Raw genomic sequence first — 26,424 nt, 5'->3', positions numbered from 1 at the left:
CTGCCCGCGCCGCCAAACGCTCTGGGCGTGCTCGGGGCGCGCCTCAGCGCGGACGCCGGTGTGGCCCCGGGCCTCTGTCCTACAGGGCGCGGGCCTCTGTCCCGCTGGGCGCCCGCCCCGGGAGTTCACGCCTCGCGGAGGGCCTTGGCGAGGGGGCCCTCGCCCGTCACCTCCACGCTCCGCCCGCGCAGGGCGTCGAGCAGGGTCAGGGTTCCCCGGTTCAGCGCCTCGCACGTGCGCGCGTCCGGGGCCAGCCGGGCGTCCGGCTCGCGCGGCGCGGGTCCGTCGCCGTACAGCGGCCCGTCCCCGGCACCGAGCCACACGTGGAACAGGCCCTCTTCCAGGCGGACTTCGACCAGTCCCTCGCCCGCCCCGGCGGCGTCGAGGCCGCGCAGCAGCGGCAGCGCGGACCAGTGGGCCCGTACGGCGTCGGTGGGCCGCCGCTCGCCCAGCGCGGGCCCGCCCCACTCCCCCAGCGCCTGCAGGACGGGCAGCAGATCCCTTCCACGGGCGGTGAGTTCGTACACGTAGGCCGCACCCGGAGGCGGCAGCCGGCGCCTCGTGGACAGTCCGTCGCGCTCCATGTCCTTGAGCCGGGAGGCGAGGACGTCGGTGCTGACGCCCGGCAGATCGGCGTGCAGATCGGTGTACCGGCGCGGTCCGCCGAGCAGTTCGCGGACGATCAGGAGGGTCCACCGGTCTCCGACGGCGTCGAGGGCGCGGGCGGCGGAACAGTACTGGTCGTAGCTTCGGCGCGGTGACATGTGACGCAGTCTAGCTATCTTGTTGGACTTTCCAAGCTCCTACTTGGTAAAACCAAGCAACACCACAACCGGAGGGGCGCAGCGCATGGAGTTCCGGCAGTCGAGCAAGCTCAGTGAGGTCTGTTACGAGATCCGCGGCCCGGTGATCGAGCACGCCGACGCACTGGAGGCGGCGGGCCACAGCGTGCTGCGCCTGAACACCGGCAACCCCGCCCTCTTCGGCTTCGAGGCGCCGGAGGAGATCCTCCAGGACATGATCCGGATGCTGCCCCGGGCGCACGGTTACACCGACTCGCGCGGCATCCTGTCCGCCCGCCGGGCCGTCGCCCAGCGCTACCAGGACCGGGGCCTGGACGTCGGCGTGGACGACGTCTTCCTCGGCAACGGCGTCTCGGAGCTGATCTCCATGGCCGTACAGGCGCTGGTCGAGGACGGCGACGAAGTCCTCATCCCCGCACCGGACTTCCCGCTCTGGACGGCGGTGACCACGCTCGCCGGGGGCAAGGCCGTGCACTACCTCTGCGACGAACGGTCCGACTGGTACCCGGACCTGGAGGACATGGCGTCGAAGATCACCGACCGGACCCGCGCGGTCGTCATCATCAACCCCAACAACCCGACGGGCGCGGTCTATCCGAAGGAGATCGTCGAGGGCATCCTCGATCTCGCCCGCCGGCACGGCCTGATGGTGCTCGCCGACGAGATCTACGACCAGATCCTCTACGACGACGCCGTGCACCACTCGGCCGCCGCCCTCGCCCCCGACCTGGTGGTCCTCACCTTCTGCGGGCTGTCCAAGACGTATCGCGTGGCCGGCTTCCGTTCCGGCTGGCTGGTCGTCACGGGCCCCAAGCAGCACGCCCGGGACTATCTGGAGGGGCTGACGATGCTGGCCTCGATGCGGCTGTGCGCCAACGCCCCGGCCCAGTACGCCATCCAGGCCGCGCTCGGCGGCCGCCAGTCGATCCACGAGCTGACCGCGCCCGGCGGACGGCTGCGGGAACAGCGCGACCGGGCCTGGGAGAGGCTCAACGAGATCCCCGGCGTCTCGTGCGTCAAGCCCAAGGGCGCGCTGTACGCGTTCCCGCGCATCGACCCCGCCGTGTACCCGATCCACGACGACGAGAAGTTCGTCCTGGACCTGCTGCTGCGCGAGAAGATCCAGGTCGTGCAGGGCACCGGCTTCAACTGGCCGCGCCCCGACCACTTCCGCATCCTCACCCTGCCGCACGCCGACGACCTGGACGCGGCGATCAGCCGGATCGGGCGGTTCCTGAACGGGTACCGGCAGGAGAAGGTCTGATCCCCCACCGGGCCGCCGGGGTCCGACCGGGGGACCCGGTGCTGCGGCCGCGCCCGCCCGGTGGCACCGTACGAGGGACGACGGCGGATTCAGGGAAGGAAAGGGCGCGACGATGGGTGACCTGCTCCTCGTACGGCACGGTGAGACCGAGTGGTCGATGTCCGGGCGGCACACGGGGTCGACCGACGTCCCGCTGACCGACAACGGCCGCGAGCAGGCGCGGCGGCTCCGTCCGCTGATCGCCCGGCACCACATCGCGGCCGCGTTCGTCAGCCCGATGAGCCGGGCGCGGGAGACCGCCGAGCTGGCCGGGATCGGCCACGCGCGCGTCGACGCGGACCTGCGCGAGTGGGACTACGGCGGGTACGAGGGGGTCACGACCGTCGAGATCCACCGGGACCGGCCCGACTGGTTCCTGTTCACCGACGGCGTCGCCCCCGGACCGCCCGAACACCCGGGGGAGAGCCCGGAGGAGGTCGGGGTACGCGCCGAACGGGTGCTGGCCAGGATCGACGCGGCGCTCGCCGAGGCGGAGGGCAGCGTGGTCGTCGTCTCGCACGGTCACTTCCTCCGGGTGCTGACCGCGCGGCGGCTCGGTCTGAGCGCCCGGTCCGGCGCCGTCTTCCAGCTCGCCACCGGGACGATGAGCCGGATCGGCACCGAGCACCGCCGACACGTGGTGGCGGGCTGGAATGTCAGACCCGGCGCGTACTGTTCCCATGGCTCCTCCTCCCCGGCCTCCCCGGCCTCCCCGGCCGGAGAGGGGGCGGAGGAACACTGAGCCGCGGCCGGGCGGTACTTCGCGGACACCCCGAGCGCCGTGGCACCACCGGACGACGGAGGGAGCGCGCCGTGACACGACCGCCGACCGCCGCGCAGCGGCGCGCCGTCGAGGCGGCCGACCCCGTGACCGGGCGGCTGAAGGGCACGGAGGCCCAGCTCACCGCGCTGGTGAAACGCGGGCTCGCCTTCCGTCATCCCCGTCCCCCGCACGACCACTTCCTGACACCGGCCGGGCACCGGCTGCGGGACGCGCCCGGGGGCCCCGGGCCGGCCGCACCCGCGGAGGAGCCCGCCCCTGCCGCGTCCGGGGCCTTCGCGGCGCGGATCGGCGGCGAGGAGGGGGTCGAGGAGGGTCCCGCCCGGCTCAGGGAGGTGCGCGGCGCCTGGCAGGGGCTCCTGGAGCTGCGCCGGATGACCCGTCCCGACGGCGCGACGGACCTTCCGTGCCCGTGGGAGCGCAAGCATCTGGTGCAGGCCGCCGCGCTCGCGCTGGAGGCGGCGGGGCACCGGCCCGCCGACGCGGAGGGCGGCGGGTACCGGATACGGGCGACACCTCAGCCCGAGGCCGTCGCCGTGCACGAGCCCGACGCCGGGGCGCTGCGGGCCTGCGCGGCCACCCTGGAGGAGGCGGGCTGGCAGACCGGCGAGCACACACAGCCGCGCACGGGCGTCCGGTACGTTCTGGCCTCACCCCGGCGGACGTGAGCGGCGCGCGCCGAGGACGACGGCCCGGGCCCTTTCGGACCCCGGCCCCCCGTGGACCACGCCGCCGCGCGGTCTACGCGTCGACCAGTTCCGGCCGGTGCTCGGCGTCGTAGGCCGCGCGGGACTCGGCGATCTTGACGCGGTGCCGCTCGGCCCAGTCGGTCAGGGAGAGCAGCGTCGCGTGCAACTCGCGGGCGACCGGAGTGAGTTCGTACTCGACCTTCGGCGGCACCGTCGGGTGAACGGTCCGGGTGACGAGACCGTCGCGCTCCAGGTTGCGCAGGGTCAGCGTCAGCATGCGGCGGCTGATCCCCTCGATGCTGCGCTCCAGTTCGGTGAAGCGGATCGGGCCGTGCGCGGCGGCCACGATGATCAGCACGCTCCATTTCCCGGCGACCCTGTCAAGAACCTCGCGGACCGGGCACGCCTGCGCGAGCACTGCCTGCGAGGTAACACCGGTGTTCCCCTGGGACATCGAAGTGCCTCCTTATGCCGGTCCCCCATGGTCACCCACGATGAACCCCGTTACAAGTCGTGCACCAAGGGAGAACTCCCGTGGGACCGCAGCGGTCCCACGGAGAACACGGAGGTCACCGTCATGCCGTCCCGCACCGAACCGGCGAGGTCGTCGACGCCACGCGCACACTCACGGTGGGCCTCACTCGTCGTCCTGTGCGCGGGCATCCTCATGACCGTCCTGGACGGGAACATCGTCACCGTCGCCATGCCCGCCGTCCAGAGCGACCTCGGCTTCTCCGCGCCCGGACTCGCCTGGGTCGTGAACGCCTATCTGATCCCGTTCGGCGGGCTGCTGCTGCTCGCCGGCAGGCTCGGCGATCTGCTGGGCCGCAAGCGGATGTTCACGGCCGGGCTCGCCGTGTTCACCGTCGCGTCCGTGCTGTGCGGGCTCGCCGACAGCCAGGGCGTGCTGGTCGCGGCCCGCGCCCTCCAGGGCGTCGGCGGGGCGATGGCCTCGGCCGTGGTCCTCGGCATGTTGGTGGCGCTCTTCCCCGAGCCGCGTGAACAGGGCCGTGCCATCGCGGTGTTCAGCGCGGTCGGCGCCGCCGGCGGAGCCCTCGGCACCTTCCTCGGCGGAGCGCTGACGCAGGCCCTGAACTGGCACTGGATCTTCCTGATCAACCTGCCGATCGGCGTGGTGGCCCTGGTCGCCGCCCTGCGGATCCTCGCGCCGGACGAGGGGACGGGCCTCGGCGGCGGAGCGGACTATCCCAGCGCCGCCCTGGTGACCGGCGCCCTGATGCTGATGGTGTACGCGATCGTGGGCGCCGGGGAACGGGACCCCGGCGACACCGTCGCCCTCGGCGCGCTCGCCCTCGCCCTGTTCGCCGGCTTCACCCTCCGTCAGTCGCGGGCCGCCCGCCCCCTGCTGCGGCTGCGGCTGTTCCGCTCGCGGACCCTGACGAGCGCGAACGGCGTGCAGATCCTGATGGTGGCCGGGATGTACGGCTTCCAGTACCTCGGCGCGCTCTACCTCCAACGCGTCCTCGGCTACGGCGAGTTGCTCACCGGTACGGCGTTCCTGCCCGCGCCGGTCACCATCGGCGTGCTGATGCTGACCCTGTCGGCGCCGGCGATCGCCCGCTTCGGCCCGTACCGCGTCCTGCTCGCCGGACTCGCGCTCATCACGGCGGGCCTGGCCCTGTTCGGCCGGGCTCCGGCCGAGGGCGCGTACGTCACCGACGTGCTGCCCCCGCTGCTCCTGCTCTCCGTGGGGTTCGCGGCCGCGATGCCCGCCGTGACGGGGCTCGCCATGTCGGACGCCGGCGCGGAGGACGCCGGTCTGGCCTCCGGACTCTTCAACACCACGCAGGTGGTGGGTGGTTCACTGGGGCTGGCCGTGCTGACCACCCTGGCGGCGAGCCGCACCGAAGAGCTGACCGGCGCGGGCGGGCACGTCGTCGCGGCCACGGCGGACGGCTACGGGCTGGCGCTCACGGCCGCCTCGGCCGTCGCGGCCACCGCGCTGGCCCTGACCGCCGTCATGCTGCGGCCCCGGCGGGCCTCCTCGGCCTCCTCCGCCCCCTCCGCCTCCCCGGCGCCTCCGGCGGACGAGCACCACGGGCGGCGGACCGAGCCTGCCGTACGGTAGCCCGCACCGGCCGGAGCCGGAGTCGGCCCCGGCCTCAGACCCGGCCCCAGGCCCGAACCCAGACCCGAACCCCCCGGAGTGCCAACTCCCCTCGTTCTTTAGGGTGTACGCCGTCCCCCAACTCTGGTAGGAAACTTTCCTAACAGTACACGGCCACATCACTCCCCCATCGGAGGTACCGTGCGCACCCCCCACACAGGCACGTCACGTCGCACCCTGCTCGTCCTGGCCGGAGCCGCGCTGGTGGCAGGCCCCCTGGTCGCCGTCCAGGCCGCGACCGCCTCGCCGGCAGCCCTGGACGACCCGGCGAAGAAGGAGATCGCCATGAAGCTGGTCTCCAGCGCCGAGAACTCCTCGCTGGACTGGAAGGCGCAGTACAAGTACATCGAGGACATCGGCGACGGGCGGGGCTACACCGCCGGGATCATCGGCTTCTGCTCGGGCACCCACGACATGCTCGAACTCGTCGAGCTGTACGCGCGGCGCAAGCCCGGGAACGTCCTGGCCAAGTACCTGCCCGCGCTGCGCGAGGTCGACGGCAGCGACTCGCACGACGGCCTGGACCCGGGCTTCCCCGCCGACTGGCGCCGGGCCGCCCAGGACACCGCGTTCCAGCAGGCCCAGAACGACGAGCGGGACCGCGTCTACTTCGACCCCGCCGTCCGGCAGGGCAAGTCGGACGGGATCGGCGCCCTCGGCCAGTTCACGTACTACGACGCCATCGTGATGCACGGCGACGGCGGCGACAGCACCAGCTTCGGCAGCATACGGCGGCGCGCCCTGGCGAAGGCCAGGACGCCGGCCCAGGGCGGCGACGAGGTGACGTACCTGAACGCCTTCCTCGACGCCCGGGTGTGGGCCATGAAGCAGGAGGAGGCCCACTCCGACACCAGCCGGGTCGACACCGCGCAACGGGTCTTCGTACGCAGGCGGAACCTGAACCTCGACACACCGCTGGACTGGAAGGTCTACGGCGACAGTTACCACATCGGCTGAGCCGCGCGGAGGAGGAACCGCTGCGGGGCGCGCCCCGCAGGCGCCGGCCGTGGACCTCGCCCGGGTCCACGGCCGGCGGCCGAAAGCCGTTCTCCCCGGCCGGAGTCACTACGGTCGGTCGCCCTGGGCGATCCGCGCGAGGCGCCGTGCCTCGTCCCGGGTGGAACGGGCGACGGCGTCCTCGTCGACGTGCAGCAGACGGGAGTCCTCCACGACCGGACGGCCGTTCACGAGCGAGAGCGTGACCGGCGCGGCGGCGCCGAGGACGAGCGCCGCCACCGGGTCGGCGATCGAGGCGTGTGCCAGGGTGTCCAGCCTCCACAGCACGAGGTCGGCGAGCTTGCCGGGCTCCAGGGAGCCGATCTGGCCCGCCCGGCCGAGGACTTGAGCCCCTCCGTAGGTGCCGAGCCGCAGTGCCTGGCGGGCGTTCAGGGCCGCCTCGCGGTGGGCGCCCAGCCGGTTGACCAGCAGGGCGTTGCGCAGCTCGGTGTGGAGTTCGCCGGACTCGTTGGACGCGGTGCCGTCGACGCCGAGGCCGACCGGGACGCCGGCCGCGAGCATGTCGGGTACCCGGGCGATGCCCGCGGCCAGCCGGGCGTTGGAGGAGGGGCAGTGGGCCACGCCCGTCCCCGTACGGGCGAAGGCGGCGATGTCGGAGTCGTTCATGTGGACGCAGTGCGCCATCCACACGTCCTCGCCGAGCCAGCCGGTCGACTCGAAGTAGTCGGTGGGGCCCATGCCGAACAGTTCCTTGCAGAACTGCTCCTCCTCGACGGTCTCCGAACCGTGCGTGTGCAGCCGTACCCCCTTGCGCCGGGCCAACTCGGCTCCCTGTCGCATGAGTTCGGTGGAGACGGAGAAGGGCGAGCAGGGCGCGACGGCGATCTGGGTCATGCTGTCGAAGGAGGCGTCGTGGTACTCGTCGACGGTCGCCTCGGTGGCGGCCAGCGTCTCTTCGAGGGTCTCGACGGCGAAGTCCGGCGGCAGTCCGCCGTCCTTGCGGCTGCGGTCCATGGAGCCGCGGGCGAGGGTGAGGCGGACGCCGGTCTCGCGGGCGGCCCGGACGATCGCGCCGGACAGGTCTCCGGTGCCCTTCGGGAACACGTAGTGGTGGTCCATGGCGGTGGTGACGCCGCCGCGGGCCATCATCGCGAGGGAGCCCTGGGCGGCCGCGTGGACCATCGGCTCGTCGATGCGCGCCCAGGTGGGGTAGAGCGCGACGAGCCAGTCGAAGAGGTTGTGGTCCGTGGCGAGGCCGCGGGTGATCCACTGGTAGAAGTGGTGGTGGGTGTTGACCAGGCCGGGGGTGGCCAGGTGCCCGGTGCCGTCGACGCGGCGCACCACGTTCTCCAGGTCCCCGGGGGCCTTTCCGGCACCCACCGACTCGATCCTGTTGTCGGCGACGACGATGTGCCCCGAGGCGTGCTCGGTGTCGTCCGCGTCCACGGTCGCGATGGCGCAGTTCTCGATGACGATGCGCTGGACTGGCACTGCGGTTCCTCGTTCTTCCCGTCGGCGGACGGACCCGGGGCCTGGCGGGGTGGGGGCCGGGTCCGTGGTGGCGGTTCTACAGGTTGGTCAGGTCCACCGGGATGCGCGGCTCGCGGCCCTCGCGCAGGACGGTGGCCTCGATGAGCCCGTACGGACGGTCGGCCGCGAAGTAGACCTCGTTGTCGTTCTCGAGGCCGAACGGCGTGAGGTCGACCAGGAAGTGGTGCTGGTTCGGGAGGGAGAGGCGGACCTCGTCGATCTCGTCGCGGTGTTCGACGATCCGCGCGCCCATCTCGTACAGGGTCTGCTGGAGCGAGAGGGAGTAGGTGTCCGCGAAGGCCTGGAGCATGTGCTTCCTGGCCTCGTCGTAGGACGTGTCCCAGTCGGGCATCCGCTGTTCGTCGCCGGTCCAGCCGAAGCGCCAGCGACTGGAGACCCGGGTGGCCAGGATGCGGTCGTGGGCCTCCTGGAGCGTCGTGTACCTGTCCTTGACGTAGCCCCAGAACTCGGAGTCCGTCGAGTTCATCACGACGAGGTCCTTCAGGCCGGAGACGACCTCCCACGTCTCGCCGTCGTAGGTGATCTGGGTGACCCGCGTCTCCTGGCCCTTGCGGACGAAGGAATGCCTCGGCCGGTCCGCGCCGACGGCCCGGGAAGCGGCGTCCTGGACCTCGATGCGCTCCCAGGCGTACTCCTCGATCCGGATGCGCGCCCTGTGGATCGGCTCCTGGCCGGTCACGAAGTGCCGGGCCAGATGGATGCCGAACCGCTCGGCGGACTCGATGCCGTGCTCCTTGGCGAAGGCGTACACCGTGTTCTTGGTGGTGTCCGTCGGCAGGACGTTGGCGTTGGAGCCGGAGAGGTGGACCTCGTCCATGTCCCCGCTCAGCGCGACGGACACGTTCAGGTCCTTGATGTGGTGCGTGGCGCCGTCGCGGGTGATCCTGACGACGCGGGTCTCGGCCTTGCCGTACTGGTTCTGGCCCAGGAGCACCGGGCGGCCCTTGCGGGAAGGTTCGGTCATCTCTGCTAGCTCCCTCGGTAGACGGAGTAGCCGAACGGGCTGAGCAGCAGCGGTACGTGGTGGTGCTCGCCCGGCCTGACGGCGAAGGTGACCGTCACCTCGGGGAAGAACGTCCCGCCGCCCCGGTTCGCGGGGGCGTCCTGCCGCGCATCGGCTCGCTGTGCCGTCGTCGCCGGATCCTGCTCGAAGTACCGCTCGACCTCGAAGTCGAGCCGCACGTGGGTCGTGCCCTCCGGAAGCGCCGGAAGGTCCTTGCACCGGCCGTCCGCGTCGGTCGCGGAACCGCCGAGCGCCCGCCAGTCGTCCTCGCGTCCCGCGCGGGCGGCGATCCGGACCGCGACGCCCCGGGCGGGGCGGCCCGCGCTGGTGTCCAGGACGTGGGTGGACACGGAGGCCGTGGTGTCGGTGCTCATGCCTCTTCCTCCTGCCTCATGCCTCTTCCCCCTGCCTCTTCCTCCTGTACGGGGTCCCTCACGAGACGGCCGAGCCGGATGCGGTTGATCTTCCCCAGTTCGACGCGGACGATCTCGCGCTCCCGCTCGGCCGGGTTGCCGATCCGCTCCTCGGCCGCGTCACGCATCTGCTCGCCGGTCCGGCCGGTGGCGCAGATGAGGAAGACGTGGCCGAACTTCTCCTGGTAGGCCAGGTTCAGCCGGAGCATCTCCTCCTTGAGCTCCGCGGAGGCGCCGGCCATCCCGCGCTGCTCGCGCGAGGAGGCCGGGTCGCCGGGCCTGGGCCGTCCGATGGGCGGGTGGCCGGCCATCGCCTCCGCCAGGCCGGCGGTGGTGAGTGCGGCGGTGGCGGCGTCGCTCGCGGCGTACAGGTCGTCGGTGGTGGCGTAGGGACGGCCGGCGAGCAGCCGCTCGGCCCACGCCCGGGAGGCGCACACCTCGTGGAGGACGGCGAGGGCCGCGGGCTCCTCCAGGCCGTTGAAACGGGCGAGGCCGCCGGATGCCGTGCTCGACGTCATGGGAAGCCTCCGTGGCGTTGTGCTGGACGGGCTGCGGCCAGCTAACGCCCTCGGACGAAGCGACGTCAACACTTTGTTGAAAACTTCGGGTTACGGGAGGCGACGGCGGGTGACGGCGGAGCGCGGCGGGCGGGTCACGCGGGCGGCGACGGGGCCGCGTGAGCGAGCGGCGGACGGTGAAAGGGGCGCGAGAGTGAGCGGCGGACGGCGACGAGGGCGCATCGCGAGCGGCGGTCGGCGACGGGTGACAGGGGGCGTGCGTGGGCAGCGGCCGGCGGACTCCCCCGCCGCGAGGCGCGTCCGCGCCGGTCAGACGCCCTTTTCTCGATTCAGGTAGTTGTAGACGGTGAACCGGGAAACTCCGAGCGCGCTCGCCACGGTCTCCACGCCGTGCCGTACGGAGAAGGCCCCCCGGGCCTCGAGTATGCGCACGACCTCCTGCTTGGCCTTGCGGTCGAGCTCGGCGAGCGGCACGCCCCGCTTGCGCTCCAGGGCGGCAAGGATGTGGTCGAGCGATTCGGCGAGCTGGGGCAGACGCACGGCGACGACGTCCTCGCCCTCCCAGGACAGCACGACGTCGTCGGCACCGGCCAGGCCGGGCGGCAGCATCTCGCCGCCCATGGCGTCGACCAGCGGTCTGACCGCCGCGGCGAAGGGGTCGTCCGCGATTCCGGTCACCTGCCGCCCTCCCCCGCCGCCTCGACGACGTTGACTTGGAGCGAGACCCGGGTGGCGCCCGCTTCCAGGACCTGGCGCAGCAGGGTCTCGACGGCCGTGAGCACGGCGTCCGCGCCGCCTTCCGCGGTGTTGCCGAACGGGCCGACGTCCACGGCGTCCAGGTCGGCCGCCTCGATGACCTCCCGGGCGACCAGGGCGTGCCGCGGGGCCTCGTCGAGATCGAAGGGCTCGGTCGTGAACTCCACTCTCAATCGCACTGCGCCCCCAAGGCATCGCCGACCTGCATGTTTCCTCAACCCTCCGACTGAGAGGGAACATCGAGGGCACATTCTGCCGTCACCGCGCGGAGCGCCCGGTCCACCGCCGCCCTTGCCCATTCCTCCGACTCTGGGAAGAGGTGGCTGCAGACGTTCAAGGCCATCGCGCCGCCGGTGTGCCCCAGTCGCTCCGATACGACCTTAACGGACTCGCCCGCAGCGATCACCGGAGATGCGCAGGAGTGCCACAGAGCATGGGGTCCGGCGCCCTTGGGGAGCTTGGCCTTGCCAATGACTGGACGCCAGATCTGCTCATAGAAGCGGGACGAGTAAGACGTCGTTTCTTATGGCGTGATCGTTCGTTGAGCCGTGCATGACGGATTTGGTCGAGCGGCTGGTGCCGGACGAGTTGTGGATGCTGTTTCGGCGGGTGGTACCGCCGACGGAGGTCATACGCCCGCAGGGCGGCGGCCGGCGCCGGGCGGGTGACCGTGAAGCATTGGCCGCGATCATCTTCGTGGCCACCTCGGGCTGTACCTGGCGGCAGCTCCCGCCGGTGTTCGGTGCAAGCTGGCAGACGGTCTACCGACGCTTCGCCCAGTGGAGCCGGGCCCGGATCTGGGCTCGGCTCCACCGCGTCATCCTCGACGAACTCGGCGCCCGTGGGGAACTGGACTGGTCGCGCTGCGCGATCGACTCCGTCAGCATGCGGGCTGCAAAAGGGGGCCTCTGACGGGACCGAATCCGACCGACCGTGGCAAGCCCGGATCGAAAATCCACCTGATCACCGACCGGAACGGACTGCCGCTCTCACTGGGCATCTCGGGCGCGAACATGCACGACAGCCTCGGTCTCGAACCGCTCGTGCGGGGCATCCCGCCGATCCGGTCCCGACGCGGACCTCGTCGACGGCGCCCCCACAAGCTCCACGGAGACAAGGGCTATGACTACGACCACCTGCATCGATGGCTCCGCGGACGCGGCATCCGCCACCGCATCGCACGCAAGGGCATCGAGTCCTCACAACGTCTCGGCCGCCACCGGTGGGTGGTCGAACGGACCGTGTCCTGGCTCGCCGGTTGTCGTCGGCTCCACCGTCGATACGAGCGCAAGGCCGAGCACTTCCTCGCCTTCGTCGGCATAGCCGCAGCCCTCATCGGCTATCGCCGGTTGGCGACCCTGCTCAAGGCCTGAGCCGGTCCTGCTGCACGTCGAAACAGACCAGACCCATGGACTCTGCCACGGCTGCCGCGTAGGCCGATGCCTCCTCGGCCATCCTCCACCGCATCGGGAAGTAGATCAACGGACCACTGGCCTCGCCGATCAACGGGCCGGTCGACCAGGGCGAAGTGTCCTTCTCGTCCTCGGTGAGGTCGCACCACCGCTCAAGAAGCGCCGCGACGTATGCCGCTATGCGTTCGGACGGAGGCTCCTCGACCTCGCTGTCGATATAGCGGTCGTACAGGTCGCTGAAGACCCGGCCAGCGGACTTGTCATCCGCCGGCCTCTCGCCTTCCCACACAGCCAAGTCGTAGCTCATGCCCGGAGGCTCTCACAGAGCACTGACACACATCGTCGCTGGTCAACAGCACGGACTTCAGCCAAAGGAAACGACGTCTAAATCGGATCGCCCTTTTCATTCCGAAACAGAACACATTCCCTCAGAGCAGGTTTTGCGTTCCGCTGGCGTCCGTGGTTGTGCGTGGAAATCCGTGGTTGCTGCCGCCAGGGGCGCCGGTCACGCGGGCGCGCTGCCGCTGGCCTGGTGTCGGCACAGGGGGCGCTACTGCCATGCGCCGGGTTCGGCGCGGACGAGAGCGCGGGCGGTCTGCTCGTACAGCTCGTGGCCACTCTGGGCGCAGTGTCCGGCGATCCGGCGGGTCAGTTCGTCCGGGGTGTGCAGCGTGCCTGAAGTGGCACCGCAGTTGCGCTCTTCGCCGGTGACGCAGACCGCTTCGAACGCTGGCAGGGCCATGGGGTCGGGGACGGTGGTCACGTGGTACTCGCGGAAGCGGTAGCGCCCCCGAGAGGAGTTGCGTACTGGTGCGCTGGCATTCGGAGAGTCAGGCATCCTCGGTCGCCTCTGCCTGATCCCGGATGCGCTGCCCGCGCGAGTCCGCGACCCTGAGCGCGGCCGCTAGGGCTTCGGTCAACCGGCAGGCCAGCCAGCGGTATTCGGTCGCCGACAGAGCTTTCGCGCCAGGTGCCGTGGCGGTGCGGGCGTAGTCCAACAGCTCCTGGCCCATGCTGAGCTGTACCGTTTCGATGCTGTCGGCAAGGGTCGAGAGGTAGCCCCGGCCGTCGCTGCTCAGGTAGCAGGGCTTCCCTTCCGGGCTGCTCCACGGCAGCAAGCGGGGACCTCCTCGACCCGACGCGGCGTCGTACAGCTCTCTGCGACGCATGCGGTCGGCATCACTCCTGGGCTGGCTCACTGGGCACCCCCGGCCTGGGTCACTGACGGTGGACACACTGACCGTAGACACTGACTCACCGTCACCCCAGATGGCGGCCGTGGCAGTTCGCAACTCCTTGTTCACGAACTACCACGCTGCGCGGCAGCTACCCGACAACGTCCAGATAGTCGGCCATTTCGCGCATCTCCGTCGTGAGGGTCCGCTTGCGCTTGCGCAGGATCTCCTGCATGGTCTCGGCGGCCCCGTTCTGGTGCCGCAGCCACTGTGGAGCAGCTTCCCTGGCACGGGTCAACTCGTCCATGGCTGCGGACAGGTCGCCGGTCCGGGTGTAGGCGCGCGCCACGTCGAGGGTGAAGCGGTTCCCGTCGTTGGTACTGGGCCTACCCAAGCGCTTCCACGCCTTGGGCGACAACTCCTCCTGCTCGCCTGCCTTGCGCACCACCGCGCGGGCGTCGCCGATGACCATGGAGTCTTCGAGGGCCTTGACCGCGACGGTGACCGGCCCGAAGACGGACCAGTGCCGGGAGACGTTGCGATGCGCCGTCCCGACCGCGGTTGCCGCGACCCGGGCGGCTTGACGGTACTCCTTCGCCTCGTCGGGACGGTTGTTCCTCGCGGCTGCGGCAGCGGCCTCCATCGCCAGGCCGCCCCACACCGCGTAGTGGTCCGGCTCGGCCCCGGTGATCTTCGGCTCCACCGCGTCCATGCTCCGGGCGGCGACCTGTTCCGCCTCGTCCAACCGTCCCTGCCTCACCAACAGCCAGCACATGCAGCCGACACCGGAGCCCGCCGCAAGCATGTCTCCGGCCTGACGGGCGTCCATGATGGCCCCACGCACAGCGGCATACGCAATGTCATACTGCCGTACCTGGGTGAGGTAGGTGCCGGCCAGACGCAGCGCCTCGGCGCGGGCCAACAGGGCCTGCCGGTGCTCGTCCCCGCCGTCATAGTAGGCGGCGGCTTGTGCTACATCATGCAGCAGGCCCGGCAGTTGAGCCGCGACGCTCTTGTAGCTGTCGGAGAAGTACAGCACCCGTGCGTCTTGCAGCGTCCGCCGGAAGATGCGCAGGTTCGGTTCCTCGGCCACGGCTTTGGCGTCCTGGTCCACGAGCCCGACGGCCGGGGTGAGCGCGGCGCGGAGCTGGATCAGATTGACCCGGTTCGGCTCCTCGGCCCGCCCCACGGGCTCCGGCGCATCCGAGGCCATCAGCACGGCCGTGGTCACCCCCAGCGCGCGGGCAGCGTGTGCAAGGTCTCCATGCGGATGGTGCCGCCCTGCTCGGCCTTGCGCACTGTGCCCGGCGATACGCTTGCGGCATGGGCGAGTTCCTCCTGGCTCATCCCCGCGCGACGCCGGTACCTGCGGACGTTGTCAGCCAACTCCGTGGTCATCAACTCACCACCTCCCACTCCACGGTACGCCCGGCCGGCACATCAACTGGGGCGATCCGGCAGGCACCCGCCCACAAGGGGTGCCCCATCACTCGGCGGGCCGGGCTCCGGCAGGACCGGAGCCTGAGCGAGTGGGGTCCCTCGCCGGTCGGGCAGCTTCGCCGGACCAGGTCCACTGCGGTCCTGCCCGGGTCCTGTCCGGTGCCGCGTGGCCGAAGGCGGCACCGGACGTCGGTGAACGCGGCAGTCAAGCCGGTGGTATCGGCGAGATCAGTCAGCAGACGGGGCCTGCATGGTTGACCACCCCGTGGCCGTTGGTTGAGGCGACAAGCCTGGAGCGCGACCCCACGGCCTACATGCAGAAAGCGCCTTCCTGCTGAGACGACAGAGGCCTTCGACAGGCCCCATCGTCCCAGCTCAGAAGAAACTTTCGTGTTTCCGATCAAGATCTGGACATCATGGCAAGTGGAACGTGCCGGTTCAACAGGACCCGAGGTGGACCTGTCGTAGCGCTTCAGGGGTTGGGGGCCGGCCGACCCCTCGACTGCGGAAACCTACAGTGGACGAGCCGCTTTCAGCTTCATGTACTCGTCGACCCCTCGCACAAATCGGCACTCACCGGTCCGCTCGTTCACGACGATGGGCCAGTTCCCGCCCAGCCGCGCACCGCTCTCCGCGCTCGGCGGATAGGCAAATACGTAGTGGCCGGGCAGGTACAACCGGTCGGCAGGATGAATGCTACATCCCAATTCATCCCACTTGGAAATATTAGACCTGCCGAATTCCTCAGCCAGACGCGCCGCCTCTTGCTTCTGCACCCTACTTCCCTCCACCCGTATACATGAAGTCGTAGTACTCCCAATTCAGCACGGCATAACCGCCGGTCTGGCCGTCGAGGAACTTGACGTTTCCTCCGTCATTCACCGCGTTGAAGAAATGGCCGGGGTATGGGATGTTTCCGGCACCATCGGTGTCGAATCCGTACACAATACCGCGCGCGCCATCCCCCCTCTTCAACAGTTCACCAGCTATGCCGTCACGCCCGCTTGTCGCCTTGAAGGTCGATCCATAGTGCGCCTCGAGGGCACTGGCGTCAGTGTAGCCACCGTCCCCCGCCACCGAATTTTTCCCCTGAAGGCGGTCGTCGGTGGCCACGGCGCATTTCGCACAGTTGGTCTGTGAACCTGACGGGTTGACATCCTTGAGGCTGCCTCCCGGACGCGCTTTGGCCGCGCCCTTCAGGAGCGCCTTCCCGATTCCCTTGGCAAGGCCCACGATGCCGGTGAGGAACTCGGCCACCTGAGCAGCACCATCGCCAGCGTCGTAAGCCTTGTTGTCCTTCTCCAGGCCGTGTTCCTTGACGAGTTTGTCGTAATCGTCACGGTTCGGGTGGCAGCCGCGGTCGGTCCAGCTGCACCACGGAACGGCGGCCATGTACGCAAGGTCCGCGGTATCGGCGGTGACGCCGCCTGCGCCGACGAGAAGTCCTTGCCCGAAGTCTTTGAAGCTGCCCTGGGCACGCGGGTCCGCGGGTTCAACGTTGGTATTGCAGCCGGGCTTGTAGGCCGGGTAGGTCGCGCTGCAATCTGTTCCGCCGCCTCCACCTGATCCGTATCCGTAGTTAGCGCTTCCCTGTGAGGTCATGCCGCCGGAGCTGGAAGACCCGCCGCCGCTTTTCATGTAGTTGATCGTTACGGCAACGATGACGACGACGGCGATGATCAGCCCGAAGATCGGGTCGAAGAACTTTCCGTCAGGGTCTGCGAAGCTGACGGGGTTGTTGCTGCTGTACGCATAGCCGTTGATCTGTTGCGGGTCCTTGAAGTCCGCGACCGGGTCGACGCTGACGAATCTGCCGGTGGCCGGGTCGTAGTCGCGGGCTCCCAGGTGTGTGAGGCCGGTGGGGTCCTGGGTGCCTCCGACAAAGCCCCTGTCACCGACCCAGGCCGTTGTTGCACCGCTTCCCCGCTGCTCCCCGAACGGCATGCTCTGTCGCCTGGTGAGGGCCTGCGTGGCGGCATCTATCTGGACGTTGCCGGTGCCATTGTGGTCGCTGGTGATCCAGGTCAGGCCGGTCGGGGTCCGTACGGCGACCGTTTTGCCGTTGTGGCTGTAGTAGCGGGTTGCTACGACGGTGCCGCTGGCCTTGTCCAGCCGGAGTTCGGTTTCACCCAGGTAGAGGGTGGTGCCGGTGGAATCGCGGCGGATGAGCCGGTTGCCGTCCGCGTCGTCGAGGAACGACGTCGTGGTCTTGTCGGCTGCGGTGACCGATGCGAGGCCGCCTTCAAGTCCCCAGTCGAGTTTCTGCGTCTGGTTGTCGAGGGTGCGGGTCTGGGTGTTGCCCGCGCCGTCATAGGTGTAGCTGCTGGCGCCGGTCTTCGTACCGGCAGCGTTCTTCGTTTCGGTGGAGGAGAGTGCGTGAGGGCGCGGCTGGTCGGCTGTCTTGTAGTTGTAGGTGGTGGTGGCCGGTCCGCCGGTGGCGAGCTGGTCGGTGACGGTCTTGCGGTTACCGGCAGCGTCGTAGGTGAAGGACTGCCAGTACGGGGCCGCCCCGCCGACCTGGTCCTTGGTGGGAGGTGTGGTGGTGCAGTTCGCGGTGGAGGTCCAGGCGGTCTTCAGACGCCGGTATCCGTCGTAGATGAAGCATTGTTTGTCACCCGGTGAGGTGGCGCGTTCGTCGACCTCGATGGGGTTGCCGGCCAGGTCGTAGCGGTAGTAGACGTCCGAGTCCGTACCCGTGCGGGATTCAGACTTGACGGTCTGCCGGGCCAGGCGCTTGGTGCCAGCCTCGTACGAAGTATCGACGTCAGTCCACTTGGCGGTCGAGGAGACGCCGAGAGTGGTGCGGATCTGTTCGCCAGCAGGCAGGTAGTCGGTGTTCTGGACGATGCCCGTCAAGCCGCCGAGGGTGTCCGGGAGGCGCTGGTCGGTGTACCCGTAGTTCAGCTTTTCCTCTGCGAGTCCGCCCATGGCGGGGATGGTGCGCTTTTGCAGGGTGCCGTCGAGGTTGTAGGCGTTGCCGATGGTCCAGGTGCCAGTGCCAGCGAGGGCTCCTTCGGACTTGCTGACCGTGTACTGCTCCTTGAGGACCCGGTAGAGCGAGTCGTAGGCCGCAGCGGTGCTGGCATAGACCTGGCCGCTCTTTCCTCCGACGTAACGGATGGAGGAGGTCGGGTGACCGATGGCTACGGTGTCGTAGGTCCAGCGGGCCAGGTACTTGGTGTCGTCGATGACGGGCTTGCCGTCGACGAGGGGGATACGGCCGTCGAGTTCACCGGTGCGGCGGCCGATCAGGTCGTAGGTGTAGGCGAGGGTGTTGGCTTTGCGTCCGTCGGTGGTGGCGATGATCTGGTCGAGGTCGTTGTATTCGGTTGTACCGGCTCCTGAGTCCGGGTCACTGCTGCTGATCTTGCGGCCGAGGAAGTCGTATCCGTAGGTCCAGGTGTTGGCGTTGGTGTCGCTGTCCTTGACACTGGTCAGCCGGTCGGCGTGGTCGTAGCCGTAGGTCAGTTTGTTGAAGTCGGTGCTGGCCGTGTTGCCGTCGTATTGGAGTTTCTCCACGGTCCGACCGCGGGCGTCGGCCTTTTCCAGGATCGCCGAGGCTCCTGCGGGAGGCTCAACCAGGGTGGAGTCCCCGTTGTAGGTGGTCTTGGTCCGTGAGAATTCCTTGCCCTGGGCAAGGGTCTTCTCGATGGTGGGACGGCCCGCGCCGTCGAAGACCGTCTCCGTCCCCGCCGGCGCGGCGGTCTTCAGTGTTTCCAGTCCGCCTGAGGGCGCCGTGGTGTCGATGTAGTCCGTCGCGGTCGCGACTTCCAGGCCTCGCGTGTCGTACTTCTTCTCGGTGATGACGCGGCCGCCACCGACAGCGGCAGGACTCTGGGACTGGCGTGGCCGCAGGAGCGCGTCGTAGATCGCGTAGCTGGTCTGGTAGGTGGTGCCGTCGTTGTTGAGCGACTTGCTGGCAACCCACGAGGCGGCCGTGTTCTGGACCTTGTACTCGAACTTCTGGCTCGGTGTCTGCGTGGTGCGGTCGCGGTCGGCGAACCAGACGTCGGTCAGTCGGCCCAGTCCGTCGTAGGCCATTTCGGTTCGGTGGAGGTTGGGGTCGACGCTGGCGGCGTTCACGCCCCAGTCCGGGATGATCTCAGTGGTCACCGCGTGGTCGAGGGCGTTCCTCTCCACCTGCTTGGTGAGCGGCCCCCCGGCTGCCGGGGTGTATTCCGCATGCTTGGTACGGGTGTGGTTGGTGTCCCAGGAGTCCGTGGGGCGGCCGAGATCGTCGTAGGCGAACGTGGCCACGGTCTGCAGCTTGGGGGTGCTGTCAGTGTTGTACCCGGTCACGCGCTCGATGGTGCTGATTTCGCCCTGGGTCGGCGCCTTGCCCCAGCTCTGCCCGTCGTAGGAGGTCCGAATATCGGAGATGACATCGGTGGTCTTCGGGTCGTCGGTGCGCTTGGGGGTCTCGGTGCAGCCGACCGATACCTTTTCCACCTTCTTGGGCAGGGAGAGGATCCATGCGCTGGTGTTGGTGGCGTACTCGGTGAGGGTGCAATCCTTGGTGCCGGCCGCGTCTGTCTCGGCCGTCAGCGCCAGACCGCTGGTGGGGTCGTACGTCGTGGTGTTCTTCGACGTCAGATCCCCGCCGCCCGTGATGGCTGTGCGCGTGACGGTGTTGGCGGTGCGCACCATGTAGGCGTTGACCGTGCCGTAGGAGTGTGTGTCGGTGGCGGTGGTCTGTGACCAGGGGGTAGTGATGCTGCCGGATATTTCGGCGCCGTCGGTGCCGTTGTAGGTAATCTGCTCGCGCTGCTGGCCGGCGAACTGCTCGGAGTCGGTCTTGGCCGTGCCCTTCGAGTCGGTGACGGTCTCCTTGCGGGTGCTGCCGTCGGACTGCTTGTCGCCGTCCATGCCCCGGTAGTAGAGGACAGTGCTCTTGGACCGGACGCCGGCGGCTTCACCGGTGGTGGTGGTGACCTTCTGGTAGCCGCGCCAGATGCCCCAGGTGCGGTACTTTGCCGGGGTGATGGGCGATTCGTCGTCGTAGGCCCATGCGCCTCCGCCGCTGTAGGTGTAGTCCGTCTCCTTCAGCGGCGAGCCGCCGGTCGGGTCGGACTCGGTGACCTGGGTGACGACGTACTTGTTGAACCAGTCGGTGCGTGGCTGGGGGTCGGTGCCCGGAGTCGGATTGGACGGCGGGATCCATTTCACCGGGTAGCAACGCTTGGTGTTGTCGTCCGGCTTGGCGGGGATGTTGGTTCCGGCGATGCACTCCTCGCCGGAGTAGTTCACCGTCAGGACCGAGCCGGTCTCCGATGTCACCTTGCGCACACGCCACTTGATGTAGGGAGCGACATCGTCGCCGATCTTGTCGACGCGGTTGTTGAGCTGGATGCCGGTGAAGTTGACCGGCTTCATCTGGATGTCCGTGCCGACCAGGCCGGTGTGCTGGATGGACTTCAGCCACAGTCCCGCGTTCGAGCCATCCCCCGGGTCGGGGAACGACTGTTCCAGGTGCCAGTTGTTGACATCGCGGTAGTCGGTGTCCGCACCGGTACCGGTTCCCTTGTAGACCTGGGTGGTCACGTCGGTGAGACGCTTGCGGGAGAAGAAGGACGGGGCGGGCTGGTCGGTGCAAGGAGTGTCGGCCTTGCAGATCTGGTCGAAGGGCACGTCGGGCCAGGCGTTGCGGTTGCTGGACGTCAGAGAGCCGCAGGTCTCGCCTCCGGTGACGGGGATGCAGCGCCCGGCGGTGGTGAAGTTCACGCGCGCGGCGGGCGGGGTGGCGAAGACCGTGTCCTTGGCGGCGTCGTAGCGCTGGCCGTAGTCGATGCGCTTGAGATGGCCGCCAGCGGTGTACGCGGTGCCGTTGCCGGTGGTGCCGTTCTTGGCGTAGGAGTTGCTCTCCTTGTCGTACCAGTAGGTCATGACGTTGCCGTGCGGGTCAACGACGTAGTCGAGGTTCCACCGCCAGGCCTGGGTCTTGGCACGGTCGGCGAAGGCGCTACCGCTGGAGTAGCCGGGTTCACCGGAGTCGTCGCCGAAGACCGGCACGGTCCATACCGATTCGGTTTCGGCTTTGCCGGTCGTCCAGCCGGGCAGCCGGTTCTTCCCAAAGACGTACTGGGTGCCGTCGGTCGACGTCACCGTCCAGGTTTCGCCGTCATCGTCACCGTTGGTGGCGCCAGTGCTGTGCACGACGCGCTCGCCGTCGTCGCTCTTGGGCCGCCACTGCTTCTTGGTCTCGTTCCAGACCAGCGGAGTGGACTTGCCGTTGAGGACGAGCGAAGCGTTGTCCTCCTTCCAGCACTGGTCGTACTTCTTGTCCTGGCCGTCGTCCTCGCAGCTGCCGTAAGACCGTTCCACGTAGGAAACCGGCAGGTCGAAGCCGTCACCGATCCACGAGGGCTGGGCGCTGGTGGAGGAAGTGTGGCCGTCCACGCTCTGCGCGGAGTACCCGAAGGACAGGTTCGGGGACGGGCCCGCCGGAGTCGGCGGGACGTCAAGGGGATAGTTCCAGGTGAAATCGCCGTTGGAGCCGCCAGCACTCCAGGTGGAGGAGGCCTCCAGCGGGGTCGCCCCGAAGGTGCCCTGATCGGAAGACGTTCCGGCAGAGAGCGCGAGCACGGCGGGTGCTGCCTGCGCGCTCTTGGTCTGTGGAGTGGTGACCTGCGCGGTCACGGTGTTCTTCTCGGTGTTGTTGGAGGACGGCACCGGCGTGGTGGTGCGGCAGGCGGCCTTGTCCGGGGTGGTCAGCGCGCAGGCAGGCAGCTGCACCATCCGCAGCCGGGAAGACCAGTTGCCGCTGTAGGCGTTCACGAAGCCGCTGTAGTCGATGGTCGCGCCCACACCGGCGGGCGCGGCCTCGCCGTCGGCGCGGCTGATCGTGAGGACCAGACCGTCGATGCCCAGCTTGCTCGCTGCCGCCCGGTCCAGAACCTTCACCCGGGCCTGGTCCGGAGCTGGCTTCGCGTTCACGGCGCCACGTGAGGCCTTCGTTGCCGTGAAACGTTTCGGCTGAGCCAGAGTGATCGGCAGACCAGTGGCCTTGACGTGCTGTGTCGCAGAGTCGGGTACCTCGACGGTCACGGTGGCGGCATCGGGCCACTTCGGTGCGTGGGCCGCCTTGGCACGAGTCTGCTTGGCCGCGTCGACCGTGGGATCGCCGAGTTTCGGAATCTTGGCCTTGAAGGGTTCGGCCTTGCCGAACTTGGCTTTCTGTAATGCGGCATGCTCTCGCTCTTTCGCCTGTACAGGCGTGGCGCTGAGCAGGCCCGCGACGACAACTGCCGACAGCGGCAAGGTGATTGCCGCCAGTCGGCGGCGGCTCGCCCTGTGCCATGCCCATCTGGACAGCACTAATCTATGCCCGTTCACTGGGTTCTCCACATCAAGGATTTCGGGGTGTGCCGGACTGTCGCCCGGCACACCTCCGTGCGTTCGTTGCTGGTGAGTGGTGGGGTGCCGTTGCGGCGCGTGCTCAGCCGATGTCGATCGGAGGTTCGTCCACAGTGGCGAGCTGACTGATCTCGGCATCGGACAGGACACCTGCGTAGACCTGCAGGTCATCGACCTGGCCGAACAGGGAATTGCCCATCGTCCCGTTGTCGTGCCGCCGCGAGCGGCCGGTCATCATGGGCTGGTCGGACTGGAAGATGGTGTTCACCAGCACACCGTCCTCGGCGCCCTGACGCTCACCCGCAAGGTAGAGCTTGATCGACTGGTTGACCGAGTCGTATACGCCCGCCACATGGATCCAGTTGCCGGGCGGGTTGACCTCGTCCGAAGTGATGGTCGCGGCAGGTCCGTCGAGAACATCCGTCTCGTAAGCGCCGAAGTTCCAGTCGCCGACCTGCTCGTCGATCTCCTGCCGGTACCACAGGCGAAATGCGTTGCGCTGTGCTCCGGGGTGGGAGAAAACGGTGGGCGAGTAGGCCGACGCAGTGTTCTCCAGTTGTTCGCTGTCCAGGTTCACCCAGCCGGCCACCGTGAAGCTGCCGGATTCATCGAGTGCCACTGCGGACGTCGCGTAGCTGGTCGCCCCGGAACTCATGCTCAGGACGTTGCCGTGCGCCGGGTCCTCGGCGGCGGCAAAGGAGGCGCCGGGCTGAAGCTGCAGATCGTTGCCGCGGTTCGAGCTGTCCTTGGCGGTGCTGCCGGTGGACTCGTCCATGGCCCATTTCGCCAGCAGCGCCGCCTGTGGGTGACCGGTGTCCGGGTTCTCCATGTTCGTCTGCGCCCACAGTTCATCGGGGAAGACGACACGGTTCCATGCCTGCACCTGGTCGAGGTCGCCGAAGAAGTAGCTGGAGGGACCGCCCGTTCCTCGGAAACGGCCGACCTCGAACGCCCCGTTGGACGCCCAGGGAGTGGTGTAGGCGGTGGTCGCTTCCAGCCGTCCATTGACGTAGAGCTTCAGCTGCTGGGCGTCACGGTCGTACACCGCCAACAGGTGAGTCCATGCGCCGATCACTCCTGGGCGCGTGGACTGGGCTCGCACGATGACGGGAGTGTCGGTCGCGACGTCCGCCCCGTACCGGTTGAAGATCCACCGGTCTGCTGCTGAGGAGTAGTACAGCTGGAAGGCGCCGACTTTGGAACCGGCCTGAGTTGCGACCGTGGCTGTGGCATCCCGGCGATCCAGCTTGGCCCACGCGGAGACCGAGAAGCTGCCGGCGGTGTCCACGACTGGGCCCGATGTGGCTGCGGACGTGTTGCCATCGGTGTGCAGGCCCGAGCCAAGACGGGCTTGAGGGTTCCAGGACGCCTTGGTCAGCGTCATGCCGTTGCTGCTGCCCGCTGCGTTCGCCGCGGCGGTTCCGGTGTTCTCGTCGAACTTCCAGACACCGATCGGGTCCGCTGCCTTGGCCACGTTGAACAGGTAGTCATTGGACGCGCTGGGGTTGCCGGCCGCGTCGAAGGTCTGGACGCGCAGGGTGTTCGATCCCCGCTTGGTCGGCGCGACCTTCCGCTCGTAGGTGGGTGTGTTGACCGTGAACTTCTTGCTCTCCAACAGCACGCCGTTGAGCCAGAGGTCGTAGCGGCGCACATCCGTCGCACCAGAGTTGATCTTGAAGGTACCGGTCATACCGACGCTGCCCGTTTCGGGAGAAGCGCCGCATGTCGTGCCCGCGCACGCAGGGTACTCCACCGAGTTGACGGTCGGCTTGGGCGGAGCCGTCGCGTCGACCTTGAAGTAGCAGTAGCTCGACCACGGGCCGGTCAGGTAGTGCCAGCCATTGAAGTCATAGCGGTATTCCGTGCGCGCCCGGAAGTGATACGTGTGTGTGCTGGTCAGGGTGGGGGTCGGCGTGGTGCCTGCCGTACCGCTGCCCGTCCAGGCACTGGGCTGAGTCACGGTGAGCTTGGTGCTGCCGTCATACAGCTCGAAGTTCGGGCGCAGAATGCTGTTTCCGCCGTCTCCGCCGCTGGGGGTCGCACTCATGCGCGGCGTGGTGTCCCGGATCACCGCGGGACTGGTCGAGGCCGAGCATGACGTGACCGGGTCCGACAACTTCACTGAAGACGGAGCATTGGCCGGAGGGGTCACGTAGGTGATCGAAAGGCGGGGCTTACGTGACGTGGTGGCGGCATCGTCCGTGGGAGACATGAACTGCTTCCACGCGATCGGGTCGCTCTCGCTGGCCTGCAGGCCAAGCGTTGTCGTCGTCGCCTTCGCCTTGGCGGTGTAGGCAACGGCCGCGGTGGCATCGAATTCGACATCACCGTCGGGGCAACTGCTGGAGAAGCCCTTGGCTGCCGACACCGTGTCGACCGGCGAGCCCCAGGACACCTTCGAGTTCCACGTCGTACTCGAGGAGATCGTGCTCGTCCGGTAAAGGCTGATGTCCTTCTTCGTGCAGTTCGCCGACCAGATCTCGTAGCCGGTGAAGGATGCGCGGAGGATCTTCTTGCCGGCGACCCGGCGGGTGTCGAACTGGAAGAGCGACTTGGACTTCTTGTTGTCGACGTAGGCGTCATAACCGACGCCCAGTGCGTGCGAGGTCTTCCAGAACGACGTGTTGGACGAGTTGGACCACAGCGTCGTCCAGCCGGTCAGCGTCGCGCTGACCGACGGCGGGTCGACGACAACCGGGTAGGCGGTGTCGGCCGCGGTGAGGAACTTCTGGTCCGGAGTAACCGTCAGGGCACCCTCCATGACATCGATGTCTGCCACCGCTGTCCGGGAGGTCGGGTCCGGAGTCACAGGACTGTCCGCACCGCTTGAACCGACCGTCGCGGTACGGGCACTGGAAGTCTCAGCCGGGGCCTTGCCGGAGTCCCACATCAGGGCGGCACTGCTGGAGAACACCGCGTGCCCACCCCTGTCGACCAGGGAAATGCTGCCGGAATCCGATGTCTTGACAGACAGCCCGGTGGTCTTGACGGGGAAGCGGATCGACTTCAGCGCCGGATCCGCGGCCGCCGCGCGCGTGTGCAGCACCAGGTTCTGGGTGAATCCGTCCGGGCGTACCTGGACCACCAGGTCAACATCTGGACGCACAGATTCATAGGTGGCCATCGACCCGGAGAACTTCGGTGCGGGCAGCGCCCACGGCGACCCGAGTTCATAGGTCTTGCCGTCACGAGTGATCTTCACGAGCGGCGCCTGAGCACCCCCGCCCGACAGGGCGACATCCTGTGCCGCCTTCGGAACGAGCAGCCCGTCGTCGCGCTCGACCAAAGTCGTATCGATCGACTGCCAGCCATCACCTTTGCGGACCCGTTCAGGTACCGGCGAGGACTCCAGCATGAAGGTGCCGTCAGCGTTCGCGAAGACCTGATTCGACTCGTTCGTCAGGCTCTCCACCTCAACCCGACCACCCGATGACACGGCCTTCGCCGAAGCCACTTCCTCCGCCGACTTTTCAGGAAGAGCATCGTCCTCCCAGAAAGCCTTGCCACGCCCTGCCTCGTCCGCGGGCGTGCTGGATGCGACTTCGCGCGCCTCGGCCTCCTCTTCGGCTGCGGCCGCCGCCGCTCCGCCCGAGAGAACTTCCGCGGATAAACCGGCAAGCATCAACAGCGCTAAGCCCGTTGACGCCGTCCCTCGCGCCGCTCTCCAGCGACGCCTGCTTCTACTCACCACGCAACGCCCACAATCTGAAAATTCCATGAAGATCGTTTCGCGCGACTTTATATGCGCTTGACTTTAAAATCGATGCTCCCGATTCGACCCGAGAGCGGGCATACGGTAGCGAGTGAGGCATTCCGGAATGTGACACCCGACACACAACGCTGACGCGCCAGGATCTCCAGCCCTCGCCACCCCCGGTACGCCACAGTCGGCACCCCGATCCCGGGCGGCTGCTCGACGCGGGTGCGGACCTGTTCGCGCGAGCGGCCCCACCCCCACTTCCACTCGGGCGGCTCCCCGCCCAGGGTGCGGCGGTGGGGCACGAGGAGCCCGGTGCCCGGCTAGTACTCCAGCAGTACTTCGTGGCTTGACCTGGGGAAACGTCGAGCGGTGGGAGTGTAGCGGGCAGGATGCCGTCATGGACGGCTTCTGCCTGCCCGCCCCTCGAAGGAGTGCCCACGAC

Annotated in this window: 22 protein-coding genes; 6 read left to right on the top strand and 16 right to left on the bottom strand. The window is 68.5% G+C overall.

What is annotated here, in order from left to right:
- Nucleotides 1-125 precede the first annotated feature (125 nt).
- The gene (locus ACFW6B_RS34210; protein WP_386602388.1) at nucleotides 126-764 is read right to left on the bottom strand and encodes a winged helix-turn-helix transcriptional regulator; all 639 of its coding nucleotides are present in this window, start codon (nucleotides 762-764) and stop codon (nucleotides 126-128) included.
- A gap of 85 nt (nucleotides 765-849) precedes the next feature.
- On the opposite strand from ACFW6B_RS34210, the gene ACFW6B_RS34205 reads away from it, so the two are divergent.
- The 3 genes from ACFW6B_RS34205 (at nucleotide 850) to ACFW6B_RS34195 (ending at nucleotide 3,555) form a co-directional block, all read left to right on the top strand.
- Entirely contained in the window at nucleotides 850-2,067 is a 1,218-nt protein-coding gene (locus tag ACFW6B_RS34205; RefSeq protein ID WP_386602386.1) for a pyridoxal phosphate-dependent aminotransferase, read from the top strand.
- Between the two features lie 112 nt (nucleotides 2,068-2,179).
- Complete coding sequence (locus ACFW6B_RS34200) at nucleotides 2,180-2,848, top strand: histidine phosphatase family protein (protein ID WP_386602384.1); 669 nt, start codon at nucleotides 2,180-2,182, stop codon at nucleotides 2,846-2,848.
- 71 nt (nucleotides 2,849-2,919) lie between these two features.
- Nucleotides 2,920-3,555 (top strand): hypothetical protein, encoded by a 636-nt coding sequence (locus ACFW6B_RS34195; protein ID WP_386602382.1) that lies wholly within the window; start codon nucleotides 2,920-2,922, stop codon nucleotides 3,553-3,555.
- A 73-nt stretch (nucleotides 3,556-3,628) separates the two neighbouring features.
- Here ACFW6B_RS34195 and ACFW6B_RS34190 read toward each other — a convergent pair whose 3' ends face one another.
- Nucleotides 3,629-4,030, bottom strand: coding sequence for a winged helix-turn-helix transcriptional regulator (locus tag ACFW6B_RS34190; protein ID WP_386602380.1), 402 nt, complete (start codon nucleotides 4,028-4,030; stop codon nucleotides 3,629-3,631).
- 123 nt (nucleotides 4,031-4,153) lie between these two features.
- Between ACFW6B_RS34190 and ACFW6B_RS34185 the strand changes: the two genes are divergently transcribed.
- Nucleotides 4,154-5,665 (top strand): MFS transporter, encoded by a 1,512-nt coding sequence (locus tag ACFW6B_RS34185; protein WP_386602426.1) that lies wholly within the window; start codon nucleotides 4,154-4,156, stop codon nucleotides 5,663-5,665.
- Between the two features lie 180 nt (nucleotides 5,666-5,845).
- Nucleotides 5,846-6,661 (top strand): chitosanase, encoded by an 816-nt coding sequence (locus ACFW6B_RS34180; RefSeq protein WP_386602378.1) that lies wholly within the window; start codon nucleotides 5,846-5,848, stop codon nucleotides 6,659-6,661.
- A gap of 108 nt (nucleotides 6,662-6,769) precedes the next feature.
- Here ACFW6B_RS34180 and ACFW6B_RS34175 read toward each other — a convergent pair whose 3' ends face one another.
- From ACFW6B_RS34175 to ACFW6B_RS34150, 6 genes are all read right to left on the bottom strand, one after another.
- Complete coding sequence (locus tag ACFW6B_RS34175) at nucleotides 6,770-8,152, bottom strand: 8-oxoguanine deaminase (protein ID WP_386602376.1); 1,383 nt, start codon at nucleotides 8,150-8,152, stop codon at nucleotides 6,770-6,772.
- A 76-nt stretch (nucleotides 8,153-8,228) separates the two neighbouring features.
- A complete protein-coding gene (gene pucL, locus ACFW6B_RS34170; RefSeq protein WP_386602374.1) occupies nucleotides 8,229-9,176 on the bottom strand; it encodes a factor-independent urate hydroxylase in 948 nt (315 codons plus the stop codon).
- Between the two features lie 5 nt (nucleotides 9,177-9,181).
- On the bottom strand, nucleotides 9,182-9,589 hold the full coding sequence (uraH, locus tag ACFW6B_RS34165) for a hydroxyisourate hydrolase (protein WP_386602372.1): 408 nt from the start codon (nucleotides 9,587-9,589) through the stop codon (nucleotides 9,182-9,184).
- Complete coding sequence (gene uraD / locus ACFW6B_RS34160) at nucleotides 9,586-10,146, bottom strand: 2-oxo-4-hydroxy-4-carboxy-5-ureidoimidazoline decarboxylase (protein ID WP_386602370.1); 561 nt, start codon at nucleotides 10,144-10,146, stop codon at nucleotides 9,586-9,588. The genes uraH and uraD overlap by 4 nt, the downstream gene beginning before the upstream one ends.
- Nucleotides 10,147-10,455: 309 nt before the next feature.
- Nucleotides 10,456-10,824, bottom strand: coding sequence for a helix-turn-helix domain-containing protein (locus ACFW6B_RS34155; RefSeq protein WP_386602368.1), 369 nt, complete (start codon nucleotides 10,822-10,824; stop codon nucleotides 10,456-10,458).
- Nucleotides 10,821-11,081, bottom strand: a complete 261-nt coding sequence (locus tag ACFW6B_RS34150; protein ID WP_386602366.1) for a thiamine-binding protein — start codon at nucleotides 11,079-11,081, stop codon at nucleotides 10,821-10,823. Before ACFW6B_RS34150 ends, ACFW6B_RS34155 begins: the two co-directional genes overlap by 4 nt.
- A 373-nt stretch (nucleotides 11,082-11,454) precedes the next feature.
- On the opposite strand from ACFW6B_RS34150, the gene ACFW6B_RS34145 reads away from it, so the two are divergent.
- A protein-coding gene (locus ACFW6B_RS34145) for an IS5 family transposase (RefSeq protein ID WP_386602364.1) occupies nucleotides 11,455-12,275 on the top strand; the annotation gives its coding sequence in 2 pieces (ribosomal slippage) (nucleotides 11,455-11,797 and nucleotides 11,797-12,275; 822 coding nt in all).
- Here ACFW6B_RS34145 and ACFW6B_RS34140 read toward each other — a convergent pair.
- The 8 genes from ACFW6B_RS34140 to ACFW6B_RS34105 all read right to left on the bottom strand — a co-directional run bounded on the left by ACFW6B_RS34140 (nucleotide 12,265) and on the right by ACFW6B_RS34105 (nucleotide 25,904).
- Complete coding sequence (locus tag ACFW6B_RS34140) at nucleotides 12,265-12,621, bottom strand: hypothetical protein (protein WP_386602362.1); 357 nt, start codon at nucleotides 12,619-12,621, stop codon at nucleotides 12,265-12,267. The two genes, ACFW6B_RS34145 and ACFW6B_RS34140, sit on opposite strands and share 11 nt — an antisense overlap.
- A gap of 243 nt (nucleotides 12,622-12,864) precedes the next feature.
- Nucleotides 12,865-13,152: a hypothetical protein gene (locus tag ACFW6B_RS34135; protein WP_386602360.1), complete on the bottom strand. Its 288-nt coding sequence runs from the start codon at nucleotides 13,150-13,152 to the stop codon at nucleotides 12,865-12,867.
- Nucleotides 13,145-13,483 (bottom strand): hypothetical protein, encoded by a 339-nt coding sequence (locus tag ACFW6B_RS34130; protein ID WP_386602358.1) that lies wholly within the window; start codon nucleotides 13,481-13,483, stop codon nucleotides 13,145-13,147. The genes ACFW6B_RS34135 and ACFW6B_RS34130 overlap by 8 nt, the downstream gene beginning before the upstream one ends.
- Before the next feature lie 157 nt (nucleotides 13,484-13,640).
- Nucleotides 13,641-14,708, bottom strand: coding sequence for a transcriptional regulator (locus ACFW6B_RS34125; RefSeq protein ID WP_386602356.1), 1,068 nt, complete (start codon nucleotides 14,706-14,708; stop codon nucleotides 13,641-13,643).
- An 8-nt stretch (nucleotides 14,709-14,716) separates the two neighbouring features.
- Nucleotides 14,717-14,887 carry a helix-turn-helix transcriptional regulator gene (locus ACFW6B_RS34120; RefSeq protein ID WP_386602354.1) on the bottom strand — a complete coding sequence of 57 codons (171 nt, stop codon included), beginning with the start codon at nucleotides 14,885-14,887 and terminating at the stop codon, nucleotides 14,717-14,719.
- 554 nt (nucleotides 14,888-15,441) lie between these two features.
- Entirely contained in the window at nucleotides 15,442-15,705 is a 264-nt protein-coding gene (locus ACFW6B_RS34115) for a hypothetical protein (protein WP_386602352.1), read from the bottom strand.
- A 1-nt stretch (nucleotide 15,706) separates the two neighbouring features.
- The gene (locus ACFW6B_RS34110; protein ID WP_386602350.1) at nucleotides 15,707-22,312 is read right to left on the bottom strand and encodes an RHS repeat-associated core domain-containing protein; all 6,606 of its coding nucleotides are present in this window, start codon (nucleotides 22,310-22,312) and stop codon (nucleotides 15,707-15,709) included.
- 52 nt (nucleotides 22,313-22,364) lie between these two features.
- Entirely contained in the window at nucleotides 22,365-25,904 is a 3,540-nt protein-coding gene (locus ACFW6B_RS34105) for a LamG-like jellyroll fold domain-containing protein (protein WP_386602348.1), read from the bottom strand.
- Between the last annotated feature and the right edge of the window lie 520 nt (nucleotides 25,905-26,424).

This window comes from Streptomyces sp. NPDC058751 (assembly GCF_042746485.1).
Taxonomy (GTDB): domain Bacteria; phylum Actinomycetota; class Actinomycetes; order Streptomycetales; family Streptomycetaceae; genus Streptomyces.
Note: the sequence above shows the minus strand (reverse complement) of the source record. Positions and strands in the feature narration are given on the sequence as shown.

Bases quoted from the DNA above. Each gene is read 5' to 3' on its own strand.
- ACFW6B_RS34210 (WP_386602388.1), bottom strand. From the start codon at position 764: ATGTCACCGCGCCGAAGCTACGACCAGTACTGTTCCGCCGCCCGCGCC.
- ACFW6B_RS34205 (WP_386602386.1), top strand. From the start codon at position 850: ATGGAGTTCCGGCAGTCGAGCAAGCTCAGTGAGGTCTGTTACGAGATC.
- ACFW6B_RS34200 (WP_386602384.1), top strand. From the start codon at position 2,180: ATGGGTGACCTGCTCCTCGTACGGCACGGTGAGACCGAGTGGTCGATG.
- ACFW6B_RS34190 (WP_386602380.1), bottom strand. From the start codon at position 4,030: ATGTCCCAGGGGAACACCGGTGTTACCTCGCAGGCAGTGCTCGCGCAG.
- ACFW6B_RS34185 (WP_386602426.1), top strand. From the start codon at position 4,154: ATGCCGTCCCGCACCGAACCGGCGAGGTCGTCGACGCCACGCGCACAC.
- pucL (WP_386602374.1), bottom strand. From the start codon at position 9,176: ATGACCGAACCTTCCCGCAAGGGCCGCCCGGTGCTCCTGGGCCAGAAC.
- uraH (WP_386602372.1), bottom strand. From the start codon at position 9,589: ATGAGCACCGACACCACGGCCTCCGTGTCCACCCACGTCCTGGACACC.
- uraD (WP_386602370.1), bottom strand. From the start codon at position 10,146: ATGACGTCGAGCACGGCATCCGGCGGCCTCGCCCGTTTCAACGGCCTG.
- ACFW6B_RS34140 (WP_386602362.1), bottom strand. From the start codon at position 12,621: ATGAGCTACGACTTGGCTGTGTGGGAAGGCGAGAGGCCGGCGGATGAC.
- ACFW6B_RS34135 (WP_386602360.1), bottom strand. From the start codon at position 13,152: ATGCCTGACTCTCCGAATGCCAGCGCACCAGTACGCAACTCCTCTCGG.
- ACFW6B_RS34130 (WP_386602358.1), bottom strand. From the start codon at position 13,483: ATGCGTCGCAGAGAGCTGTACGACGCCGCGTCGGGTCGAGGAGGTCCC.
- ACFW6B_RS34120 (WP_386602354.1), bottom strand. From the start codon at position 14,887: ATGACCACGGAGTTGGCTGACAACGTCCGCAGGTACCGGCGTCGCGCG.
- ACFW6B_RS34105 (WP_386602348.1), bottom strand. From the start codon at position 25,904: ATGCTTGCCGGTTTATCCGCGGAAGTTCTCTCGGGCGGAGCGGCGGCG.